Below are 16214 nucleotides of genomic sequence, written 5' to 3'. Positions count from 1 at the left end.
CTGACGGGCTCGCTCAGTCGTGGCGGGCGGCGCGGTGCCGCTTGATGCGGGAGTGCACGAGGCGGACCGTGACGACGGTGGCCACGATCGCCGGAGGGATCAGCGTGCCCCAGACGCCGAGCTCGGCCCCGGCCTCACGATAGGAGGCGCCGACGGCCGTCCCCGCACCGACGTACAGGCACGACCACGTCAGGGCGGCGGGGGCGGCCCAGCCGATGAACCGCCGGTACGGCATGTCCAGCGTGCCGGCCACGATGGGGACCAGAGAGTGGATCACGGTGACGAACCGGGACCCGAACACGGCGGGGCCACCGTGGCGGCGCAGGTACTCCTCGGCCTTGGCCCACTTGGCCGCCCCGATCCGCCTGCCCGCCCAGCTCCGCCGGATCGACGGCCCGAAGCGGCGCCCCAGGGCGTACCCGAACGTCTCCCCCGCCAGGCAGCCGGCGGTGGTGGCCGCGACGAGGAGCGCGTAGCGGGCCGGTGAGCCGACGGTGGTCCCCGCCAGCAGGACCACCGCGTCACCCGGCACGAACAGCCCCACGAGCAGCGACGTCTCCACGCACATGAACCCGAGCGCGGCCGCGCAGAGGAGCAGGGGGTGCAGCTCCGCCAGGTGTTCGAGTAGCGCCATGCCGGGTTGCTCCCCCTCTCCGATATGTCGTGGCGAACGTGCACGCCGGTCATCTCATGATGGCTTTGACTTCTTCCGCCCACTCTCCGATCGCCGTATTGTCAGGGTCATTTCAGGGGGTCCCGGAGAAACGTCAGGGATGTTCCCGATGGCGCCGGCCGGGGTCCCTCGCGATCATGGTGGTACGCGGTCCGATGTCCGGTATCCGACATCAAGGAGCGACTCCATGACCTTCCGCCTCCTCGCCTCCCTGGCGGGATCCCCTCGCGGAGGACACCCGATCGACCCCGCGGAGGACGAACGCCGGCCGCTGCGGCTGCTCATCGGCACCGACACCTACCCGCCCGACGTGAACGGCACCGCCTGCGCCACGTACCGGCTGGCCGGCGCGCTGGTCACACGGGGGCACGACGTGCACGTCGTGTGCCCGTCCGAGCAGGGGCCCCCGCGGGTGGAGCGGGCGGGAGGCGTCACGGTGCACCGGCTGCGCTCGGTGGCCGGGCCCGTGCGACCGGACAGGCGGATCATCATGCCGGTCCTGCTCACGGGAACCCTGGCGAGGATGCTCAGGCGGATCGCCCCCGACGTGGTCCACGTGCAGGACCACTTCGTCGTCGGGCGCGCCCTGATCGACGCGGCCCGCCGGCTGTGCGTGCCGGTGGTGGCCACCACCCGCTTCCTGCCGCACGCGGGGCGGCACGTGCCCGGCACCGCGGTGTGCGATCTCGGCAAGGCCCTGGCCTGGCGCGACCTCGCCCGGGTGTTCGGGCGCGCGGACCACGTCGCGGCCCCCAGCAGGGCCGCCGCGGAGCTGCTCGCCGGCCGCGGCCTCAACCGCCCGGTCGAGCCGGTGCCGTACGGCGTGGACCTGACCCGGTTCCGGCCCAGGGAGGAGCCGAAGACGTGGGCCCGCGGGACGCTCGGCCTGCCCGACCGCGAGACCGCGCTGTTCGTCGGCCGGCTCGACGCCGGGACGCGGCTGGACGAGCTGCTCCGGGCGCTGCGGCAGGTGTGCCGGAGCGCCGACGCGCAGCTCGTCCTGGTGGGCGACGGGCCGCGGCGCGGGAGGCTGGAGCGCCTGGCCGGCGCGCTGGGGCTCGGCGGGCGTACCCACTTCCTCGGCTCCGTCCCCGAGGACGTCCTGCACCTCGCCTACGCCTCGGCCGACGTCTTCGCGATGCCGAAGGTCGCCGGGCTCGACAGCGCCGCCACCCTGGAGGCGATGGCCAGCGGCCTGCCCGTGGTGGCGGCCGAGGCGGGCGCACGCACCTGCCTCGTCCAGCACGGCACGACGGGTTTCCTGTACCGCCCCGGTGAGGTGCCCGCGTTCGCCCGCTTCCTCACCCGGGTGCTGACCGACGGCGAGCTGGCCGCGACGATGGGCACGATCGGCCGCACCGTCGCGGCCACGCACGACCATCTGCGCTCGCTCTCCCGCATCGAGGAGATCTACGCCGGCCTCGCCCAGACGTACGGCGGGCGCGTCCAGCGGCTGGTCTAGAGGCCCTGAGCCGGTCCGGCGGCCTTGTCGGCCACCAGGACGCGGAAGGCCAGCCCGGGCACCTCGTAGCGGCGGCCGTTGACGAACCCGGCCCGATCCAGCATGTGCGTGTAGTCCTGGACGGTGTGCACCTCGCCCTCGAACGTCCACGTCAGCATCAGGATCGAGAACAGGTGCGGCGCGGGGTCCTCGGCGGGCGGCGCGTCCAGGGTGAAGCCCACCAGCACGATCTTGCCGTCGGGCTTGACCGCGGGGGCGAGCCTGGCCAGCAGGTCGCCCGCCCGCTCCGCCGAGAAGTGGTGCAGCACGTTCGTGACGAGCACGACGTCGTACGGGCCGCCGAGCGGCACCTCGAACATGTCGCCGGGCAGCCGGTGCACCCGCTCCCTGACCCCCATCCGCTCGGCGTGCTGCTCGGTCAGCGGCAGCACGTTGGGCCAGTCGAGCGCCCACACCTGGGCCCGCGGGTTGCGCTGCGCCAGGGTCAGCCCGTACATGCCGTGACCGCAGGCCACGTCCAGCACGTCCAGGCTCTCGCGGCCGACCGCCCACGGCTCCAGCGCGTCGGCCACGACGTGGGCCGTGGGGCGGGCCACCGCGACGGCGTAGGACGCGAAGTCCTCCCAGTACTCGTAGCCGGGGGTCTCGGCGTGGACCTCCATGACGGTCCCGCCGTGCCGTACGGCGTCGTGCAGCTTCTTCAGCGCGTCCCACTCCCAGTCGCTGGCCATGACCCGGACCATGTCGCCGAGGTACTCGGGGCTCTTGCTCACCAGGAGCCGCTCGGCCCCGGCGGGCAGGGCGAAGCGGCCGCCGTCCTCGACGGCCAGGCCGACGGCGGCCAGGGCGTTCAGCAGGATCCGCATGCCACGGACGTCGCTGCCGAGCCGCCCCGCCACGGTCTCGGCGTCGATCGGCCCCTCTGCCAGGCAGTCGAACACCCCCATCGTGACGCCCGTCCTGAGCAGGCTCGTCGTCTTGTACGCCTGCATCATCCCGAGCAGCGACTCGCGGCTGATGGTCTTGTCGTTCGTGCTCATCGTCCCTCCCGCCGAAACGGTGACTGTGGTTTCCGGACCGCGCACTCGCCGGCCGGCTGACGTCAGTGCGGAAGCTGGGAGACCCTTCCGGGCTCGGCCTCCCATCGGTAGAACTCGCGGGCCATGGCGTCCCGGGGGGAGCGCCAGGTCTCGGGGTCGTACGGCTCGATGAACTCCGTCAGCCGCTCGCTCAGGCGCCGGAACTCCGGATGCTCGCGGATCTGGCCCATCGTGACCTGGGCGTTGTCGCGCACCTCCATGAGCTGGAAGTACAGGCCGTGGAAGGAGAACAGGCTGCGGCTCACGGCTCCGCCGAGCCACGGCAGCTCGGTGCGGTCCGACTCGGCGAACAACTCGGCGACCTCCGCCTCGGAGGAGGGCCGCATGCGTGCCACGACCAGGATGCGTTCCATTCGGTTCTCCTCGGTGTCTCGCTGGGCCTGCCACGGGCCTCCGCGACCGGCTCAGGAGGCGGGCGGAGGCCGGGATCCGGCGAACGATCTCGGGCTCAGTCTTCCCGGCCCGGCTCGCACGCGGCTTGAGGGAGCCTGGAGGGTCGTGCCGCCCGCCCGCTTCGACCCGTCTTCGACCTGCTCTCTAGCCGTGACCAGGAGCATGAGGTGTCCGGAGACCCGATCACCGGCACGCCACGGACCGCAAGCCCTGGAGGAGTCATGAACCCGCCGTCCGGCACCGCGCGGCCACAAGGCCGGCCGCGCTGGCTCACCACGCTGTTCCTGGCCGACATGTGGGAGAGGTTCAGCTTCTTCGGGATGCAGGCCATCATGATCCTGTTCGCGGTGGCCCCCGCCGAGGAGGGCGGGCTGAACCTGCCGCACTCGACCGCGGTCGCGCTGTACGGCGCCTACGTGGGCCTGATCTTCGTGCTGTCCATGCCGGGCGGCTGGCTCGGCGACCGGTTCCTCGGCGAGCACCGCGCGACGCTCTACGGCGGCATCGTGATCGCGCTGGGCCACTACCTGATGATGGTGCCGAGCAGGCCCACCGCCTACCTCGGGCTGGTGACCATCGCCGTGGGCACCGGCCTGCTCAAGCCGAACATGCTGGCGCTGCTGGGACGTTTCTACGGCCCCGACGAGAGCAACCGGCGCGAGGCCGCGCTCGTCGTGTTCTACATCGGCATCCAGATCAGCGCGCTGCTGGCGCCGCTCGTCACCGGTTTCCTGGGCGAGCGGATGAACTGGCACCTCGGGTTCGGCGCGGCGGGCCTCGGCATGACGTTCGGCGTCATCCAGTACGCCGTCGGCTCCCGGCGGTTCGGCACGATCGGACGTGCTGCGGCGCACCCGGCGAGCCGGGCCGAGCTGCGGGCCGTGGCGAGCCGGATCGCGGTCGCCGCCGCCGTCGTGGGCGTGCTGCTGACCGGCGCCGTCCTGACGGGCAACTTCGCGATCACCCACGGGATCGCGCTCGTCGGCCTCGTCACGCTGACGGCGCCGTTCGTCTACTTCGCGGTCCTGCGCCGCCGGGCCCGGCTCAGCCCGGCCGAGAGCCGGCGGTTGTCGGCGTTCCGCTGGGTGCTGCTGTCGGTGGCGCTGTTCTGGATGTTCGTGATCCAGGCCGGTTCGACGCTCAGCCTGTTCGCGCAGCGGCACACCGCGCGCGAGGTGGGCGGCTTCCTGGTGCCGGCGAGCTGGTTCCAGGCGGCGATCCCGCTGTTCATCCTCCTGGCGGCGCCCGCGGTGGCGTGGTTGCTGATGCGCAGGGGTGGTCAGGTCAGCGTGGTGGACAAGATCGCCTTCGGGCACTGGCTCGCGGCGGCGGGCTTCGGCGTGATCAGCGTGGCGGCCGTGTTCGCGGCAGGCGGGGAGATGGTCTCCCCGCTGTGGCTGCTGTTCGTGCTGTTCACCCTGGCGTGCGGCGAGGTGATCCTGGGCCCGACGGTGATGAGCGCGACCGTGGATCTGGCCCCCTCCGCGTTCGCCGGCCGCACGATGGCCCTGTACTGGATGTTCGCGGGCGTCGGCGGCGGGCTGGGCAGCATGCTCGGCCGGCTGGTCTCCGCGGGGGACCCGCAGCCGGTGTACTACCTCGCGCTGGCCGTACTGGCCCTGTTGACCGCCACGGGGTTCGTCCTGGCCCGGCGGCGGCTCGTGGCCGCCATGTCGTCCGCCTCCCCGGACGCGGCGCTGCAGGAATCTTCCGCCGCAGGCAGGGGCTCCGGCGCGACGTCGTCACCGTCCTGAAACCCGGCGCCTGCTCAGGTGTACGCCCCGTGTCCTCCCCGCTTCCGGGACCTCACGCCCGATGGAGCACGAAAGAGAGACGAAAGCGGCGCTTTACCGCAGTCCATTAGAAAGGCACCTGAGGGGGATCGTGAACTCCCCTCAGGTACGGACAGGCCGGAGAGCCAACGCCGCTACGTGAGGATCGATTCACATGCGTTTTCAGGTGCTCGGAACATTGGAGATCCACGACGGTACGCGCCGGTTGACACCGAGCGCCCCCAAGCAGCGCAGCGTGCTCGCGCTGCTGCTGTCCTCGGCGAACGAGGTCGTGCCCACGCAGGCGCTGATCGAGGAGCTCTGGGAGGGGCGCCCGCCGGTGAGCGCGCTCACGACCCTGCAGACGTACGTGTACCAGCTACGCAAGCTGCTGACGCGCAGCGGTGACGAGCGGGGCGGGCTCCGGCTCGTCACCAAGCACGGGGCGTACCTGCTGCACGTGGACGAGGGCATGCTGGACGCCGTCGAGTTCGAGCGGCTCGTGGACGTCGCCCGCCGGCACCTCCAGGCCGACGACCTGGAACGCGCCTCGGCGGCGCTGTGCGGAGCCCTGGACCTGTGGCACGGGTCGGCGCTCGCGGACGTGGTCTCCGGCCCCCGGCTGGAGATCTACAAGACCCGGCTGGAGGAGCTGCGCGTCCACGCCACCAAGCTCAGGATCGACACCTCGTGGCGCATGGGACGGCACCACGAGACGATCGCCGAGCTCAAGGAGCTCACCGCCGTCCACCCGCTCGACGAGTGGTTCCACCTGAGGCTCATGGAGGGCCTGTCCAGGGAGAGCCGGCGTCACGAGGCGCTGGAGGTCTATCACAACCTCCGCTCCATCCTGCGCGAGGAGCTCGGGCTGGAGCCGGGCTCCGAGATGCGGGAGCTGCAGCAGATGGTGCTGGCCACCGACCACGTGCCCGAGCCCGTCCGTGCCGGGAGGAACGGCCGCCAGCCGGCCCGCAACCCGGTGCACGGGCGAGCGATCGCCCAGAAGGCCGACTGCGCGTTGTGAGAGCGACGCCCGGCACCATGCCCGCGCCGGCAGGGTGCCGGGCAGGGTGCCGGGCAAGGTGCCGGGCAGGGTGCCGGTCACGAAGTCGCGGCCACCATGATGTCCGCGAGCGACGTGGTGTGCCTGGCCTCCTGGAACCGCGCGTCGCCCAGGATGTCCTGCAGGAACTCGATCGTCGTGCAGACCCCGCGTCCCGAGACGTGGAACTCGCTCAGCGCCCGCCGCATGCGGGCGATGGCCTGGTCGCGGTCCGGGGCCCACACGATGACCTTGGCCAGCAGGGAGTCGTACTCGGCGCCGATCGAGACGCCGTCGGCGCCGTGCGTGTCCACCCGCGTGAACGGCCCCCCGGGCGGCAGGAACCTCTCCACGACGCCGGGCGTCGGCAGGAAGCCGCGCCGTGGGTCCTCGGTGTTCACCCGGCACTCGATCGCCACGCCCCGGAGCTCGACGTCCCGCTGGCGCAGGGACAGCGGGCGGCCGGCGGCGATCAGCAGCTGCTCCCTGACCAGGTCGACCCCCGTGACCATCTCGGTCACGGGGTGCTCCACCTGGATGCGGCAGTTGGCCTCGATGAAGTAGAACGCGCCGCCGGGATCGACCAGGAACTCGAAGGTGCCGGCGCCGGCGTAGCCCACGGCGCGCGCCAGGGTGACCGCCGCCTGCCGGATCCGCCCGGTCAGCTCGGCGGACAGGCCGGGCGCGGGCGACTCCTCGATCAGCTTCTGCCTGCGCCGTTGCACGGTGCAGTCACGCTCGCCCAGGCTCACGATGCCGCCGTGGAGATCGCCCAGCACCTGGACCTCGATGTGGCGGGCGTGCTCGACGTACTTCTCGACGAAGACCCGCCCGTCGCCGAACACCGCCTGGGCGCTCGTGCGGGTCTCGGCGCACGCCTTCAGGAAGTCCCGCGGGTCGCGTACGACGGCCATGCCCCGGCCGCCGCCGCCCGCCACGGCCTTGATGATGACCGGGTACCCGATCTCGTCGGCGACCTGCTTGGCCTCCTGGCCGGTGCGCAGCGGCGCGGGGCTGCCCGGCAGGACGGGCAGCCCCGAGGCGGCGGCGAGGTTGCGCGCCTGCGTCTTGTCGCCCAGCGCGGCGATCACGGACGGGGACGGGCCGATGAAGGTCAGCCCCTTCGACTCGCACATCTCGGCGAAGTCGGCGTCCTCGGACAGGAAGCCGTAGCCGGGGTGCACGGCCTGCGCCCCGGCGTTCAGCGCGGCCTCCAGGATCGCGGGCGGGTAGAGATAGCTGCGCTTGGCCGTCGCGGGCCCGATCTGCACCCGCTGGTCGGCCAGGCGCAGCGCGGGGGAGTCACGGTCCGCCGTCGAGTGGATCATGATGACGCGTACGCCCAGCTCGCGACAGCTCCGGGCGATGCGCAGCGCTATCTCGCCACGGTTGGCGACGAGGACCGACGAGAACATGGAGCCTCCAGGCGCTTTCCGTACGCGGTCGGATACCGGTCGTTCAGGGGGTCGCGGGCGGGGCGACGGCGATCAGCTTCTGGCCGTACTCGACCGGCGTCCCGTCCGGGACGAGGACCTCGACGACCTTGCCGGACACGTCGGCCTCGATCGGGTTCATCAGCTTCATGGCCTCCACGATGCCGACCTGCTGTCCCTTCTCCACCGTGTCGCCCACGGCGACGAAGGGCGCGGCGCCCGGCTCGGAGGCCCAGTAGAAGGTGCCCACCATGGGCGCGCAGACGTGGCGCAGGTCGTCGTCCCCGGCGGAGGCGGCGGCCGGGGTGCCGCTGCCGTCCGCCGGCGTGCCGTTCGGCGGCGCGGCGGTCAGCGCGGCGTGCGCGGCGGTGTCCGCCGTGGGATAGGACGTGAGGTTCGGCGGCGCGGCGGCGGGTGGTGCCCAGACGGCGGTGACGGGCGGGACCGCGGTGACGTCCGGCCATTCCAGCTCGACGACCGCGTCACCGGCCTGCAGCCGGACCCGGCGCATCCTGCCGCCGACGGCGATGAGCTCCGCGGCCTGGCGGCACAGCTCTCCCACCAGCGCCTGCGAGGAGCCGTCACCCGCCCGCCCCACGGCCTCCCGCCCGTCGACGCCGCCCTGCCGATCGATGCTGCCGTCCTGCTGGGCGGCGCTGTCGTCCTGCTGGGCGGCGCTGTCGTCCTGCCGGGTGGTGCTGTCGTCCTGCCGGGTGGTGCTGTCGTCCGGCCGCCCCGCGGCTTCGCGCGTGTTCATCGCGACCCCGCGTGGAACTGGCGGAAGCGCTGGCGGCGCTCCGCGACCAGCTTGCGCGGCTCGTGGATGGCGAGGTCGTCGAACGCCTCCGCCACTGCGGCGGCCAGCAGCCGGGCGGTCCCCGCCGGATCCGTGTGGGCGCCCTCGCCCGGCTCGGGGATCACCCCGTCGACGACGCGGTGCCGCAGCAGCTCCCGGGCGTCGAGCCGCAGCGCCTCGGCGGCGCGCGGAGCGGCGGACGGGCTCTTCCACAGGATGGAGGCGCAGCCCTCGGGGCTGATCACCGAGTACACGGCGTTCGACAGGGCCAGGACGCGGTTGGCGACGCCCAGCGCCAGCGCGCCCCCGCTGCCGCCCTCACCGGTGACGACCGCGACGACCGGCACCGGCAGCGTGGACATCAGGCGCAGGTTCTCGGCGATGGCCCAGGCCTGGCCGTTCTCCTCGGCCTCCAGCCCCGGGTACGCGCCCGGCGTGTCCACCAGCGTGAGAATCGGGCACCCCAGCTTGGCCGCCAGCCGCATCAGCCGGGCCGCCTTGCGGTACCCGGCCGGGGTGGGCATGCCGAAGTTGCGCTCGACACGTTCCTTGGTGGTGTGCCCCTTCTGGTGGCCGATGAGGACGATCGGCCGGCCGTGGAGCCTGCCGAGCCCGCCGACGATGGCGGGGCAGTCGCCGCCGAGCCGGTCCCCGTGCAGCTCCACGAAGTCTTCGAGCAGGTATCGGGCGTAGTCGAGCGTCGTGGGCCGGTCGGCGTGCCGGGCGAGCTGGACGGCCGTCCAGCCGCTCCTGGCGGGCAGCCGCTCCGGCTGGAAGAGCAGCCGCGACGTCTCCGTGGCGGGCCCGCGCTCACCGGCGGCCTGAAGAGCGCAGAGGCGGGCCAGCGTGGAGCGCAGCTCGGCGCGGGGCCGCACGTCGTCGATGAGCCCCCGCGCCCGCAGGAACTCCGCGGTCTGGAAGCCGTCGGGGAGTGCCTGGCCGATGGTCTGCTCGATCACGCGCGGCCCCGCGAAGCCGACGTGGGCGCCGGGCTCGGCCAGGATGACGTCGGGCAGGGTGGCGAAGGAGGCGGCCACCCCGCCGTACGTCGGATCCGTGATCAGTGCGATCGTCAGGATCCCGGCCTCGTCCAGCTCGGCCAGGGCCTGGCTGGTCGTGGCCATCTGCATGAGCGACAGCGTGCCCTCCTGCATGCGCGCCCCGCCCGACGCCGTCACCAGCAGGAACGGCACTCGCTCCACCAGCGCGGTCTCGGCGGCGGCGACGATGCGCGCGCCCACGGCGGACCCCAGGCTGCCGCCCATGAACCGGAAGTCCATGACGGCGGCGACGATCCCGTGGCCGTCGATCGTGCCGCGCACGCACAGCACGGCCTCGTCCAGCCCGGACTTCTCCCGCGCCTCGCGCAGCCGGTCCGGATAGGGCCTGCTGTCGGTGAACCCGAGCGGGTCCTCCGGAGTCGTCGGCGCCTCGATGATCACCGTTGATCCGTCGTCGAAGAGCTGCTCGACCCGCTCGCGGGCGGTGATCCTGGTGTGCAGCGCGCACCCGGGGCACACGCCGAGCTCGCGGGCGAATCGCTTGCCGTACACGATCTCCCCGCAGCGCGCGCACCGGATCCATTCGGCCGCCTCGACCTTTGGGGGGAAGGTGATGGTCATCCTCGGTGCTCCTTTTCCTCGCTCAACCACCCGTCGGCGAAGCTGGTCCGCCCGATTGCCTGCAGTCCGGCCCACAGGTGCCGCCCCACCGCGAGCAACGCCCGCCGCACGTCGTGCGGGAGGAGGGGCGGCCCGGCGGGGTCCGTCCGTCCGTGGGGACGGGCCCCGCCGGAGCCGGCGCCGTCAGAACTGGTCCACGACTTCATAGATCCCGTAGCCCTTGCCGCGCTCGTCGTCGCGGTACGACCGCAGCGCGGACGTCTGCCCCTTGTGCCGCGACCCCTGCTCCCAGGTGTTGAACTCCGACAGGCTCGTCCACTCGCTCAGCACGGCGAACTCGCTCGGGTCGAGGGTGGAGCGCAGCAACTGGCTGCTCAGCAGCCCGGCGGTGCCGCGCATGCCCATGTTGACGCGCCGGTAGGCGTCGATCACGGAGCCCGCGTCCCCGTTGGCGGCCGAGTAGTAGACGAGCACCCGGACCACTCCGATCATCGCCTGGCCTCCAGGCGCTCACGGCCGAGGTCGAACACCACGTGCTGGGTCGTCATCGTGCCGTGCGAGCGGTAGGGGTGCAGCTTCTTGCGGTGCTCGACGTGCGCGTCGCTGCCCTCGAAGGCGCGGAACCCGGCCTCGTCGGCCCAGTCGCTCATGATGTAGTAGACGCCCTCCTCCTCGGCGCTCCTCGACAGCCACTGCCCGACGTTCGCCGGGTTCTCGCCGACCACGTCCGCGACCGAGTACCAGACCCGCTCGAACTCCTTCTCCTTGCCGGGCAGGATCTGCATCCTCAGCATCACCCGGAACACCTGCGTGTCAGCCATCTCAGATCCCTCCATCGACGTGCACGGTCTCGCCGGACATGTAGCGGGAACGGTCGCTCGCCAGGAACAGCACGACGTCGGCGATCTCCTCCGGCTCGCCGAGCCGGCCGAGCGCGGTCATGTTGCGGTAGCGCTGCTCCTGCTCGGGGCTGAGCCCTTCGGCGGCGTGGGTGGAGATGATGCCGGGGGCGATCACGTTGATCCTGATCCCCTGCGGGCCCAGCTCCTTGCACAGCGACCTGGCCAGGCCGAGCACGCCCGCCTTGGAGGCCGTGTAGTGCGTGCGCAGCGGCACGCCGACCATCGCCGCCTTGGAGCCGATGGCGACCACCGACCCGCCCTCGGACATCAGCGGCAGCGCGCCGTGCAGGATCAGGTACATGCCGGTGAGGTTGGTGTCCAGCACCCGCTGCCACTCGGCCAGTTCGAGCCGGGCGAACGGCACGTGGCTGATGGCGCCGGCGTTGTGCACGACGACGTCCAGCGAGCCGAGCCGGGCCCGGCACTCGTCGAGCAGGCGGGCGACCTGGTCGGCCCTGCCCACGTCGGCCTGGACGACGCTGTGCTTGCCGGGCGTGGCGGCCAGGTCGTTCTCCAGCCGGGCGGCCGCCTCCGCGTCGCCGCGGTAGCACGCGACGACGTTGCAGCCCTCCTGGGCCAGGCTGAGCACGACGGCCCGGCCGATTCCTCGCGTCCCGCCGGTGACCAGGACGTTCTTGCCGTCAAGCCGAAAACTCATGATGCGTCTCCTCTTGGTTCGCGAGCCGCCGGCGGCGTCTCAGAGCAGCGCGACGGCGGCGGAGCTGTTCAGGACGAGGGCGAGCACGGCCAGCCACGTCCTGGTCCTGTTCCACCACGCCCACGTGCGGCGGAAGGTTTCCATGTCCCACCCGGCCGGCAGCGCGTCCGGGTCCTGCGCCTTGACCCAGCGGTTCATCGGGACGTTGCGCGTGAGCGACACGACCACCACCGAGCCGGCCGTCAGCGCCGCGGCCGCGCACAACACCCGGCCCGCGAGCCGCGGCTCCGTCACCGCGACGAGCACGTCGGCGACGAAGGTGACCAGCAGGCAGGCGGGCTGGAACGGGTCGTACCGCCCGACGGCGAAGGCGTGCGCCCTGACGTAGTCGGGGGTGGCGAGGGTCTTGTAGAACGGCACGACGCCGAGCACCGTGGCCATCAGCACGCCCGCGGCCAGCCCGTTGGCCAGCAGGGCCAGCGGCAGCGCGAATCCGGTCATGAGCCACCGCCCCGGGCCGTCATCCCGGCGGCCCGCGCGGCGCGGGCCCTCAGCGCGGGCATCGCGGCCTCACGCCTTCCCGGCCTGCCGCGCCGCCTGCTCCACCTTCTCCTTGATCAGTTTCATCTGCGTCGGCGAGTTCCCGTCGATCCGCCTGGTCATCTGCTCCAGGTCCACCGGGGAGTCCGGCTTCATGCGGAAGTCCTGGATCCAGCGCATCTCGACGCCGCCCGGCACCTCCCGGTACTCCCAGCGCAGGTTCATGTACTCGAACCAGCCCGTCTCCACGCGGTGCGCCCGCACGGTGCGGGTCCGCGGGTCGGCGGTCCGCTCCGACACCCACGACCAGGCGTTGCCGTTCTCGTCGGGGTGCATGGTCAGGCGGAAGCGCACCGTGTCGCCCGACCGGTGCAGCACCTCCGTCTTGGCGTACTCGTCGAACAGCTCGGGCCACGACTCGACGTCGTTCGTCATGGACCAGACGAGGCCCATCGGCGCGGAGATGACGATCGCGTTCTCGGTGTGTCCTGCGGTCATGGCTACTTCACCGCCGCCCGCTCGTTGACGTAGTCGAGCACCGCGCGGGGCGTCTCCAGCGTGGCGGCGACCTCGTCGGGCACGACCACCCCCCAGTCGCGCTCCAGGCGGCTGGCCAGCTCCAGCACCGCCAGGGAGTCGTAGCCCAGATCCCTGAAGCCGAGGTCGATGATGTCGCCTTCGAGGTCGATCGACTCGTCCTCGCCGGCGCTGATCCGCATCAGGTGCCGCAGGTCGTCGAGCGTGAGTTCCTTCATCGGTCTCCTCCTGTCGAAGTGCTGTGGTCGGGGGCGCGGAGCACGAGCGCGGCGTTGAAGCCGCCGTAGCCGCGGGCGACGATCAGCGCCGAGCGCACCTCGGCGTCGCGGGGCTCGTCCCTGACCAGGTCGATCGCGTAGTCCGGGACGAGCTCGGAGACGCCGATCGTCGGCGGCAGCACCGAGTCCCGCATGGCCAGCAGCGCGGTGGCGACGTCCAGGGACGGCCCGCCCGCGTAGAGCCGGCCGGTCATCGTCTTGGGCGCCGTCACCGGCACGCCGCGGTCCCCGAAGACGGCCGCGATCGCCTCCGCCTCGGCCCGGTCGAGATCCGGGCTGCCGGCGGCGTCGGCGAACACCACGTCGATGTCACCCGGCTCCAGGCCCGCCTGGGCCAGCGCCTGCTCGATGGCGCGGCGCAGCGCGGGCGGGCGCCTTGATCCGGGGGCCGGATCGAAGGTGGCGGCATGACCGGCGATCACCCCGTACACGTTGCGCGCCCCGCGCTCCCTGGCGCTCCCGGCGTCCTCCACGATGAGGATGGCGCCGCCCTCGCCGGGGACGTAGCCGCCGGCGCCGGCGTCGAACGGCCGGTAGGCGAGCTCGGGATCGGTGTGGGTGCTGAGACGGCCGTTGGAGATCTGGCAGGTCAGCCCGTACGGGCTGAACGGCGCGTCGGTGCCGCCGCTCACCACCAGCCGCGCGCCGTCCTCCAGCACCCGCCGGGCCTGTGCGAGCGACTCCAGAGCTCCGGCCTGCTCGGCGACCACGACCCCGCAGGGGCCGCGCATGCCGTGCCGGATGGAGATCTGCCCGGTGGTGGCCGCGTAGAACCACGCGATCGACTGGTAGGCGCCCACGTGCCGGGGGCCCTTGTTCCACAGCTCCTGGATCTCGCGCTGGCCGAACTCCACCCCGCCGGACGAGCTGGCCGTGACCACGCCCATCTCGTACTCGGGCAGGTCCGACGGGTTCACGCCCGCGTCGGCGAGCGCCATGTCGGCCGCCACCAGCGCCATGTGCGTCCAGTGGTCGGTCTGCGGGATCAGCCGGCCGGGCACGTTCCCCGGCGCGCTGAAACCGCGGGCCTCTCCCGCCAGGCGCACCGGGTAGGACTCCGGGTCGAACCGCGTGATCGTGTCGATCGCCCGCGTCCCGCTCAGCGTCGCGGCCCAGTGCTCCGCCACGCCGAGCCCGGTGGGGGCGACGACGCCGATCCCGGTGATCACCGGGGCGTCCTGGGCCGGGCTCATGCCGCCTCCCTCCCGGGGGCGGTGAGCACCATCGCGGTCTGGAACCCGCCGAACCCGCTGCCCACGCTGAGCACCACGTCCACCGGCTGCTCGCGCGCCACGCGGGGGACGTAGTCGAGGTCGCACTCCGGGTCCGGCGTCTCGAGGTTGGCGGTCGGCGGCACCGTGCCGTGCTCGATGGCCAGCGCGCTGGCGGCCACCTCGATGGCCCCGATCGCGCCGAGCGAGTGCCCGACCATGGACTTGATGGAGCTGACCGGCGTCCGGTAGGCGTGATCGCCCAGGCTGCGCTTGAACGCGGCCGTCTCGTGCCTGTCGTTCTGCTTGGTGCCGGAGCCGTGGGCGTTGATGTAGGCGACGTCGTCCGGGTTCAGCCTGGCCCGGTCGAGCGCCACCCTGATGGCCTCCGCCATCTCCCGCCCGTCCGGCTTCAGGCCGGTCATGTGGTACGCGTTGCCCCGCGTGGCGTAGCCGGCCACCTCGCAGTAGACGTGCGCCTCCCTGCGCCGGGCGCGCTCCAGGTCCTCCAGCACGAACACGGCGGCGCCCTCGCCGAGGACGAATCCGTTGCGGTCGCGGTCGAACGGGCGCGACGCGTGCGCCGGGTCGTCGTTGCGCGGCGAGGTGGCCTTGATCGCGTCGAAGCACGCCACGGTGATCGGCGAGATCGGCGCGTCCGTGGCGCCGGCCAGGACGACGTCCGCGGAGCCCTCCGCGATCAGCCGCGCCCCGTAGCCGACGGCGTCGAGCCCGGACGTGCAGCCGGTCGAGATGAGCGTGACCTGGCCCTCCGCGCCGCACGTCCAGGCGACCTCGGCGGCCAGCGAGCTCGGCACCAGGTGGCCGTACAGGTGCGGCACCCCGTAGGAGGGGTCGACGAGCCAGTTGCGGCCGGAGTCGCTGACGACGACGTACTCCTCCTCCAGGCTCATGGTGCAGCCGACCGCGCTGCCCAGCGTCACGCCGGTGCGGGCCAGCTCCAGGTCGGAGGAGTCGAGGCCGCTGTCCGCGAGCGCCTCGCGCGCCGAGACGACGGCGAACTGCGCGGCGCGGTCCATCCGGCGGATCTCGCGGGCGGTGAGGCCCTCGGCGGCCGGGTCGAAGTCGCACTCCGCAGCGATGCGCGACCGGAACGCGCCCGCGTCGAACATCGAGATCGTCCGCGTGGCGGTACGGCCCGAGGTCAGCAGCTCCCAGAACGCCTTGCGCCCGGTGCCGCCGGGGGCCACGACGCCGATGCCGGTGAGCGCCACCCGTCTGCCGGTCATTTCTGGTCCCCCACGTTGAGCGAGGGCTCCGCGGCGTTCGGGAGGGGCTCGGTGTCCACGTGGCCGAGCGACGGCTTCGGCGCGAGCGGGCTGAGATGGAAGACGGCGACGGCCTGCGCCTCGCCGGGGTTCTCCACCCGGTGCCGGACCCCGATGGGGATGTGCAACGCCTCGCCCGGGCTCAGCCGCACCGGCGTCCCGTCCACCCGCACGAGCAATTCCCCCCGGACCAGGCACAGGAACTCCTCGGAATAAGGGTGGTAATGCTCCGACACGAACTCGGCGGGTTCCAGAGTGAGCATTCCCATGAATCCGGAGGTGGCGCCGACCGTCGCCGGGCCGAGCAGGACGCGAATATCACCACCACGCCGCCGATTGGGCGTGATCTCGTCGGCATTGACTTTCGACGCCCGGGTAATCGTCATGTAGAGGCCTCCCTGCCAGCCGGACTACTTTGCTGACAAGCATCATCGCGGCGGCGGCTAGAGAAGACCTCGAAGCGTGCTCAAGCCCCCTCGGGGCCGGCATTTCACGCGCTATTCCCC

18 protein-coding genes are annotated in these 16214 nt (G+C 72.4%); 3 read left to right on the top strand and 15 right to left on the bottom strand.

All coding sequences use genetic code 11. From position 1 onward, the window contains the following. Nucleotides 1-13 precede the first annotated feature (13 nt). Nucleotides 14-634, bottom strand: a complete 621-nt coding sequence (locus HD597_RS49235) for a DedA family protein (RefSeq protein ID WP_253754047.1) — start codon at nucleotides 632-634, stop codon at nucleotides 14-16. 226 nt (nucleotides 635-860) lie between these two features. On the opposite strand from HD597_RS49235, the gene HD597_RS49230 reads away from it, so the two are divergent. Next, nucleotides 861-2135 carry a glycosyltransferase gene (locus HD597_RS49230; protein WP_253754045.1) on the top strand — a complete coding sequence of 425 codons (1275 nt, stop codon included), beginning with the start codon at nucleotides 861-863 and terminating at the stop codon, nucleotides 2133-2135. Here the strand turns inward: HD597_RS49230 and HD597_RS49225 are convergent. Together HD597_RS49225 and HD597_RS49220 are read right to left on the bottom strand one after the other, a co-directional pair. After that, the gene (locus tag HD597_RS49225) at nucleotides 2132-3175 is read right to left on the bottom strand and encodes a class I SAM-dependent methyltransferase (protein WP_253754043.1); all 1044 of its coding nucleotides are present in this window, start codon (nucleotides 3173-3175) and stop codon (nucleotides 2132-2134) included. The genes HD597_RS49230 and HD597_RS49225 overlap by 4 nt on opposite strands. A 62-nt stretch (nucleotides 3176-3237) precedes the next feature. Then, nucleotides 3238-3588, bottom strand: a complete 351-nt coding sequence (locus HD597_RS49220; RefSeq protein ID WP_253754042.1) for a TcmI family type II polyketide cyclase — start codon at nucleotides 3586-3588, stop codon at nucleotides 3238-3240. 261 nt (nucleotides 3589-3849) lie between these two features. On the opposite strand from HD597_RS49220, the gene HD597_RS49215 reads away from it, so the two are divergent. Beyond that, the gene (locus tag HD597_RS49215; protein WP_253754040.1) at nucleotides 3850-5382 is read left to right on the top strand and encodes a peptide MFS transporter; all 1533 of its coding nucleotides are present in this window, start codon (nucleotides 3850-3852) and stop codon (nucleotides 5380-5382) included. A 193-nt stretch (nucleotides 5383-5575) separates the two neighbouring features. After that, the gene (locus tag HD597_RS49210) at nucleotides 5576-6424 is read left to right on the top strand and encodes an AfsR/SARP family transcriptional regulator (RefSeq protein ID WP_253754038.1); all 849 of its coding nucleotides are present in this window, start codon (nucleotides 5576-5578) and stop codon (nucleotides 6422-6424) included. A 77-nt stretch (nucleotides 6425-6501) separates the two neighbouring features. Here the strand turns inward: HD597_RS49210 and HD597_RS49205 are convergent, their stop codons facing one another. The 12 genes from HD597_RS49205 to HD597_RS49150 all read right to left on the bottom strand — a co-directional run bounded on the left by HD597_RS49205 (nucleotide 6502) and on the right by HD597_RS49150 (nucleotide 16094). Continuing rightward, complete coding sequence (locus HD597_RS49205) at nucleotides 6502-7857, bottom strand: acetyl-CoA carboxylase biotin carboxylase subunit (RefSeq protein WP_253754036.1); 1356 nt, start codon at nucleotides 7855-7857, stop codon at nucleotides 6502-6504. A 43-nt stretch (nucleotides 7858-7900) separates the two neighbouring features. Next, complete coding sequence (accB, locus tag HD597_RS49200; protein ID WP_253754034.1) at nucleotides 7901-8632, bottom strand: acetyl-CoA carboxylase biotin carboxyl carrier protein; 732 nt, start codon at nucleotides 8630-8632, stop codon at nucleotides 7901-7903. Further along, complete coding sequence (locus tag HD597_RS49195) at nucleotides 8629-10293, bottom strand: acetyl-CoA carboxylase carboxyltransferase subunit alpha (RefSeq protein ID WP_253754032.1); 1665 nt, start codon at nucleotides 10291-10293, stop codon at nucleotides 8629-8631. The genes accB and HD597_RS49195 overlap by 4 nt, the downstream gene beginning before the upstream one ends. 183 nt (nucleotides 10294-10476) lie before the next feature. Further along, nucleotides 10477-10785: an antibiotic biosynthesis monooxygenase family protein gene (locus HD597_RS49190; RefSeq protein WP_253754030.1), complete on the bottom strand. Its 309-nt coding sequence runs from the start codon at nucleotides 10783-10785 to the stop codon at nucleotides 10477-10479. Then, complete coding sequence (locus HD597_RS49185) at nucleotides 10782-11114, bottom strand: antibiotic biosynthesis monooxygenase family protein (RefSeq protein ID WP_253754028.1); 333 nt, start codon at nucleotides 11112-11114, stop codon at nucleotides 10782-10784. The genes HD597_RS49190 and HD597_RS49185 overlap by 4 nt, the downstream gene beginning before the upstream one ends. Nucleotide 11115: 1 nt before the next feature. Next, nucleotides 11116-11853: an SDR family NAD(P)-dependent oxidoreductase gene (locus HD597_RS49180; protein WP_253754026.1), complete on the bottom strand. Its 738-nt coding sequence runs from the start codon at nucleotides 11851-11853 to the stop codon at nucleotides 11116-11118. 39 nt (nucleotides 11854-11892) lie between these two features. After that, nucleotides 11893-12354, bottom strand: coding sequence for an anthrone oxygenase family protein (locus HD597_RS49175; protein ID WP_253754023.1), 462 nt, complete (start codon nucleotides 12352-12354; stop codon nucleotides 11893-11895). 69 nt (nucleotides 12355-12423) lie between these two features. After that, entirely contained in the window at nucleotides 12424-12891 is a 468-nt protein-coding gene (locus tag HD597_RS49170) for an SRPBCC family protein (RefSeq protein ID WP_253754021.1), read from the bottom strand. 2 nt (nucleotides 12892-12893) lie between these two features. After that, nucleotides 12894-13148: an acyl carrier protein gene (locus HD597_RS49165; protein ID WP_253754019.1), complete on the bottom strand. Its 255-nt coding sequence runs from the start codon at nucleotides 13146-13148 to the stop codon at nucleotides 12894-12896. Further along, a complete protein-coding gene (locus tag HD597_RS49160; RefSeq protein WP_253754017.1) occupies nucleotides 13145-14401 on the bottom strand; it encodes a ketosynthase chain-length factor in 1257 nt (418 codons plus the stop codon). The genes HD597_RS49165 and HD597_RS49160 overlap by 4 nt, the downstream gene beginning before the upstream one ends. Continuing rightward, nucleotides 14398-15669, bottom strand: coding sequence for a beta-ketoacyl-[acyl-carrier-protein] synthase family protein (locus HD597_RS49155; protein ID WP_253754015.1), 1272 nt, complete (start codon nucleotides 15667-15669; stop codon nucleotides 14398-14400). Before HD597_RS49155 ends, HD597_RS49160 begins: the two co-directional genes overlap by 4 nt. Further along, the gene (locus tag HD597_RS49150; protein WP_253754011.1) at nucleotides 15666-16094 is read right to left on the bottom strand and encodes a cupin domain-containing protein; all 429 of its coding nucleotides are present in this window, start codon (nucleotides 16092-16094) and stop codon (nucleotides 15666-15668) included. The genes HD597_RS49155 and HD597_RS49150 overlap by 4 nt, the downstream gene beginning before the upstream one ends. Between the last annotated feature and the right edge of the window lie 120 nt (nucleotides 16095-16214).

The sequence above is a fragment of the Nonomuraea thailandensis genome, from assembly GCF_024172165.1.
Taxonomy (GTDB): Bacteria; Actinomycetota; Actinomycetes; order Streptosporangiales; family Streptosporangiaceae; genus Nonomuraea; species Nonomuraea thailandensis.
This window is presented reverse-complemented; position numbering and strand designations above follow the sequence as displayed.

Excerpts from the sequence above, each read along its gene's own strand:
- HD597_RS49150 (WP_253754011.1), bottom strand. The coding sequence starts at position 16,094 with ATGACGATTACCCGGGCGTCGAAAGTCAATGCCGACGAGATCACGCCC.
- accB (WP_253754034.1), bottom strand. The coding sequence starts at position 8,632 with ATGAACACGCGCGAAGCCGCGGGGCGGCCGGACGACAGCACCACCCGG.
- HD597_RS49170 (WP_253754021.1), bottom strand. The coding sequence starts at position 12,891 with ATGACCGCAGGACACACCGAGAACGCGATCGTCATCTCCGCGCCGATG.
- HD597_RS49175 (WP_253754023.1), bottom strand. The coding sequence starts at position 12,354 with ATGACCGGATTCGCGCTGCCGCTGGCCCTGCTGGCCAACGGGCTGGCC.
- HD597_RS49165 (WP_253754019.1), bottom strand. The coding sequence starts at position 13,148 with ATGAAGGAACTCACGCTCGACGACCTGCGGCACCTGATGCGGATCAGC.
- HD597_RS49205 (WP_253754036.1), bottom strand. The coding sequence starts at position 7,857 with ATGTTCTCGTCGGTCCTCGTCGCCAACCGTGGCGAGATAGCGCTGCGC.
- HD597_RS49155 (WP_253754015.1), bottom strand. The coding sequence starts at position 15,669 with ATGACCGGCAGACGGGTGGCGCTCACCGGCATCGGCGTCGTGGCCCCC.
- HD597_RS49210 (WP_253754038.1), top strand. The coding sequence starts at position 5,576 with ATGCGTTTTCAGGTGCTCGGAACATTGGAGATCCACGACGGTACGCGC.
- HD597_RS49230 (WP_253754045.1), top strand. The coding sequence starts at position 861 with ATGACCTTCCGCCTCCTCGCCTCCCTGGCGGGATCCCCTCGCGGAGGA.
- HD597_RS49215 (WP_253754040.1), top strand. The coding sequence starts at position 3,850 with ATGAACCCGCCGTCCGGCACCGCGCGGCCACAAGGCCGGCCGCGCTGG.
- HD597_RS49225 (WP_253754043.1), bottom strand. The coding sequence starts at position 3,175 with ATGAGCACGAACGACAAGACCATCAGCCGCGAGTCGCTGCTCGGGATG.
- HD597_RS49185 (WP_253754028.1), bottom strand. The coding sequence starts at position 11,114 with ATGGCTGACACGCAGGTGTTCCGGGTGATGCTGAGGATGCAGATCCTG.
- HD597_RS49160 (WP_253754017.1), bottom strand. The coding sequence starts at position 14,401 with ATGAGCCCGGCCCAGGACGCCCCGGTGATCACCGGGATCGGCGTCGTC.
- HD597_RS49235 (WP_253754047.1), bottom strand. The coding sequence starts at position 634 with ATGGCGCTACTCGAACACCTGGCGGAGCTGCACCCCCTGCTCCTCTGC.
- HD597_RS49195 (WP_253754032.1), bottom strand. The coding sequence starts at position 10,293 with ATGACCATCACCTTCCCCCCAAAGGTCGAGGCGGCCGAATGGATCCGG.
- HD597_RS49180 (WP_253754026.1), bottom strand. The coding sequence starts at position 11,853 with ATGAGTTTTCGGCTTGACGGCAAGAACGTCCTGGTCACCGGCGGGACG.
- HD597_RS49220 (WP_253754042.1), bottom strand. The coding sequence starts at position 3,588 with ATGGAACGCATCCTGGTCGTGGCACGCATGCGGCCCTCCTCCGAGGCG.
- HD597_RS49190 (WP_253754030.1), bottom strand. The coding sequence starts at position 10,785 with ATGATCGGAGTGGTCCGGGTGCTCGTCTACTACTCGGCCGCCAACGGG.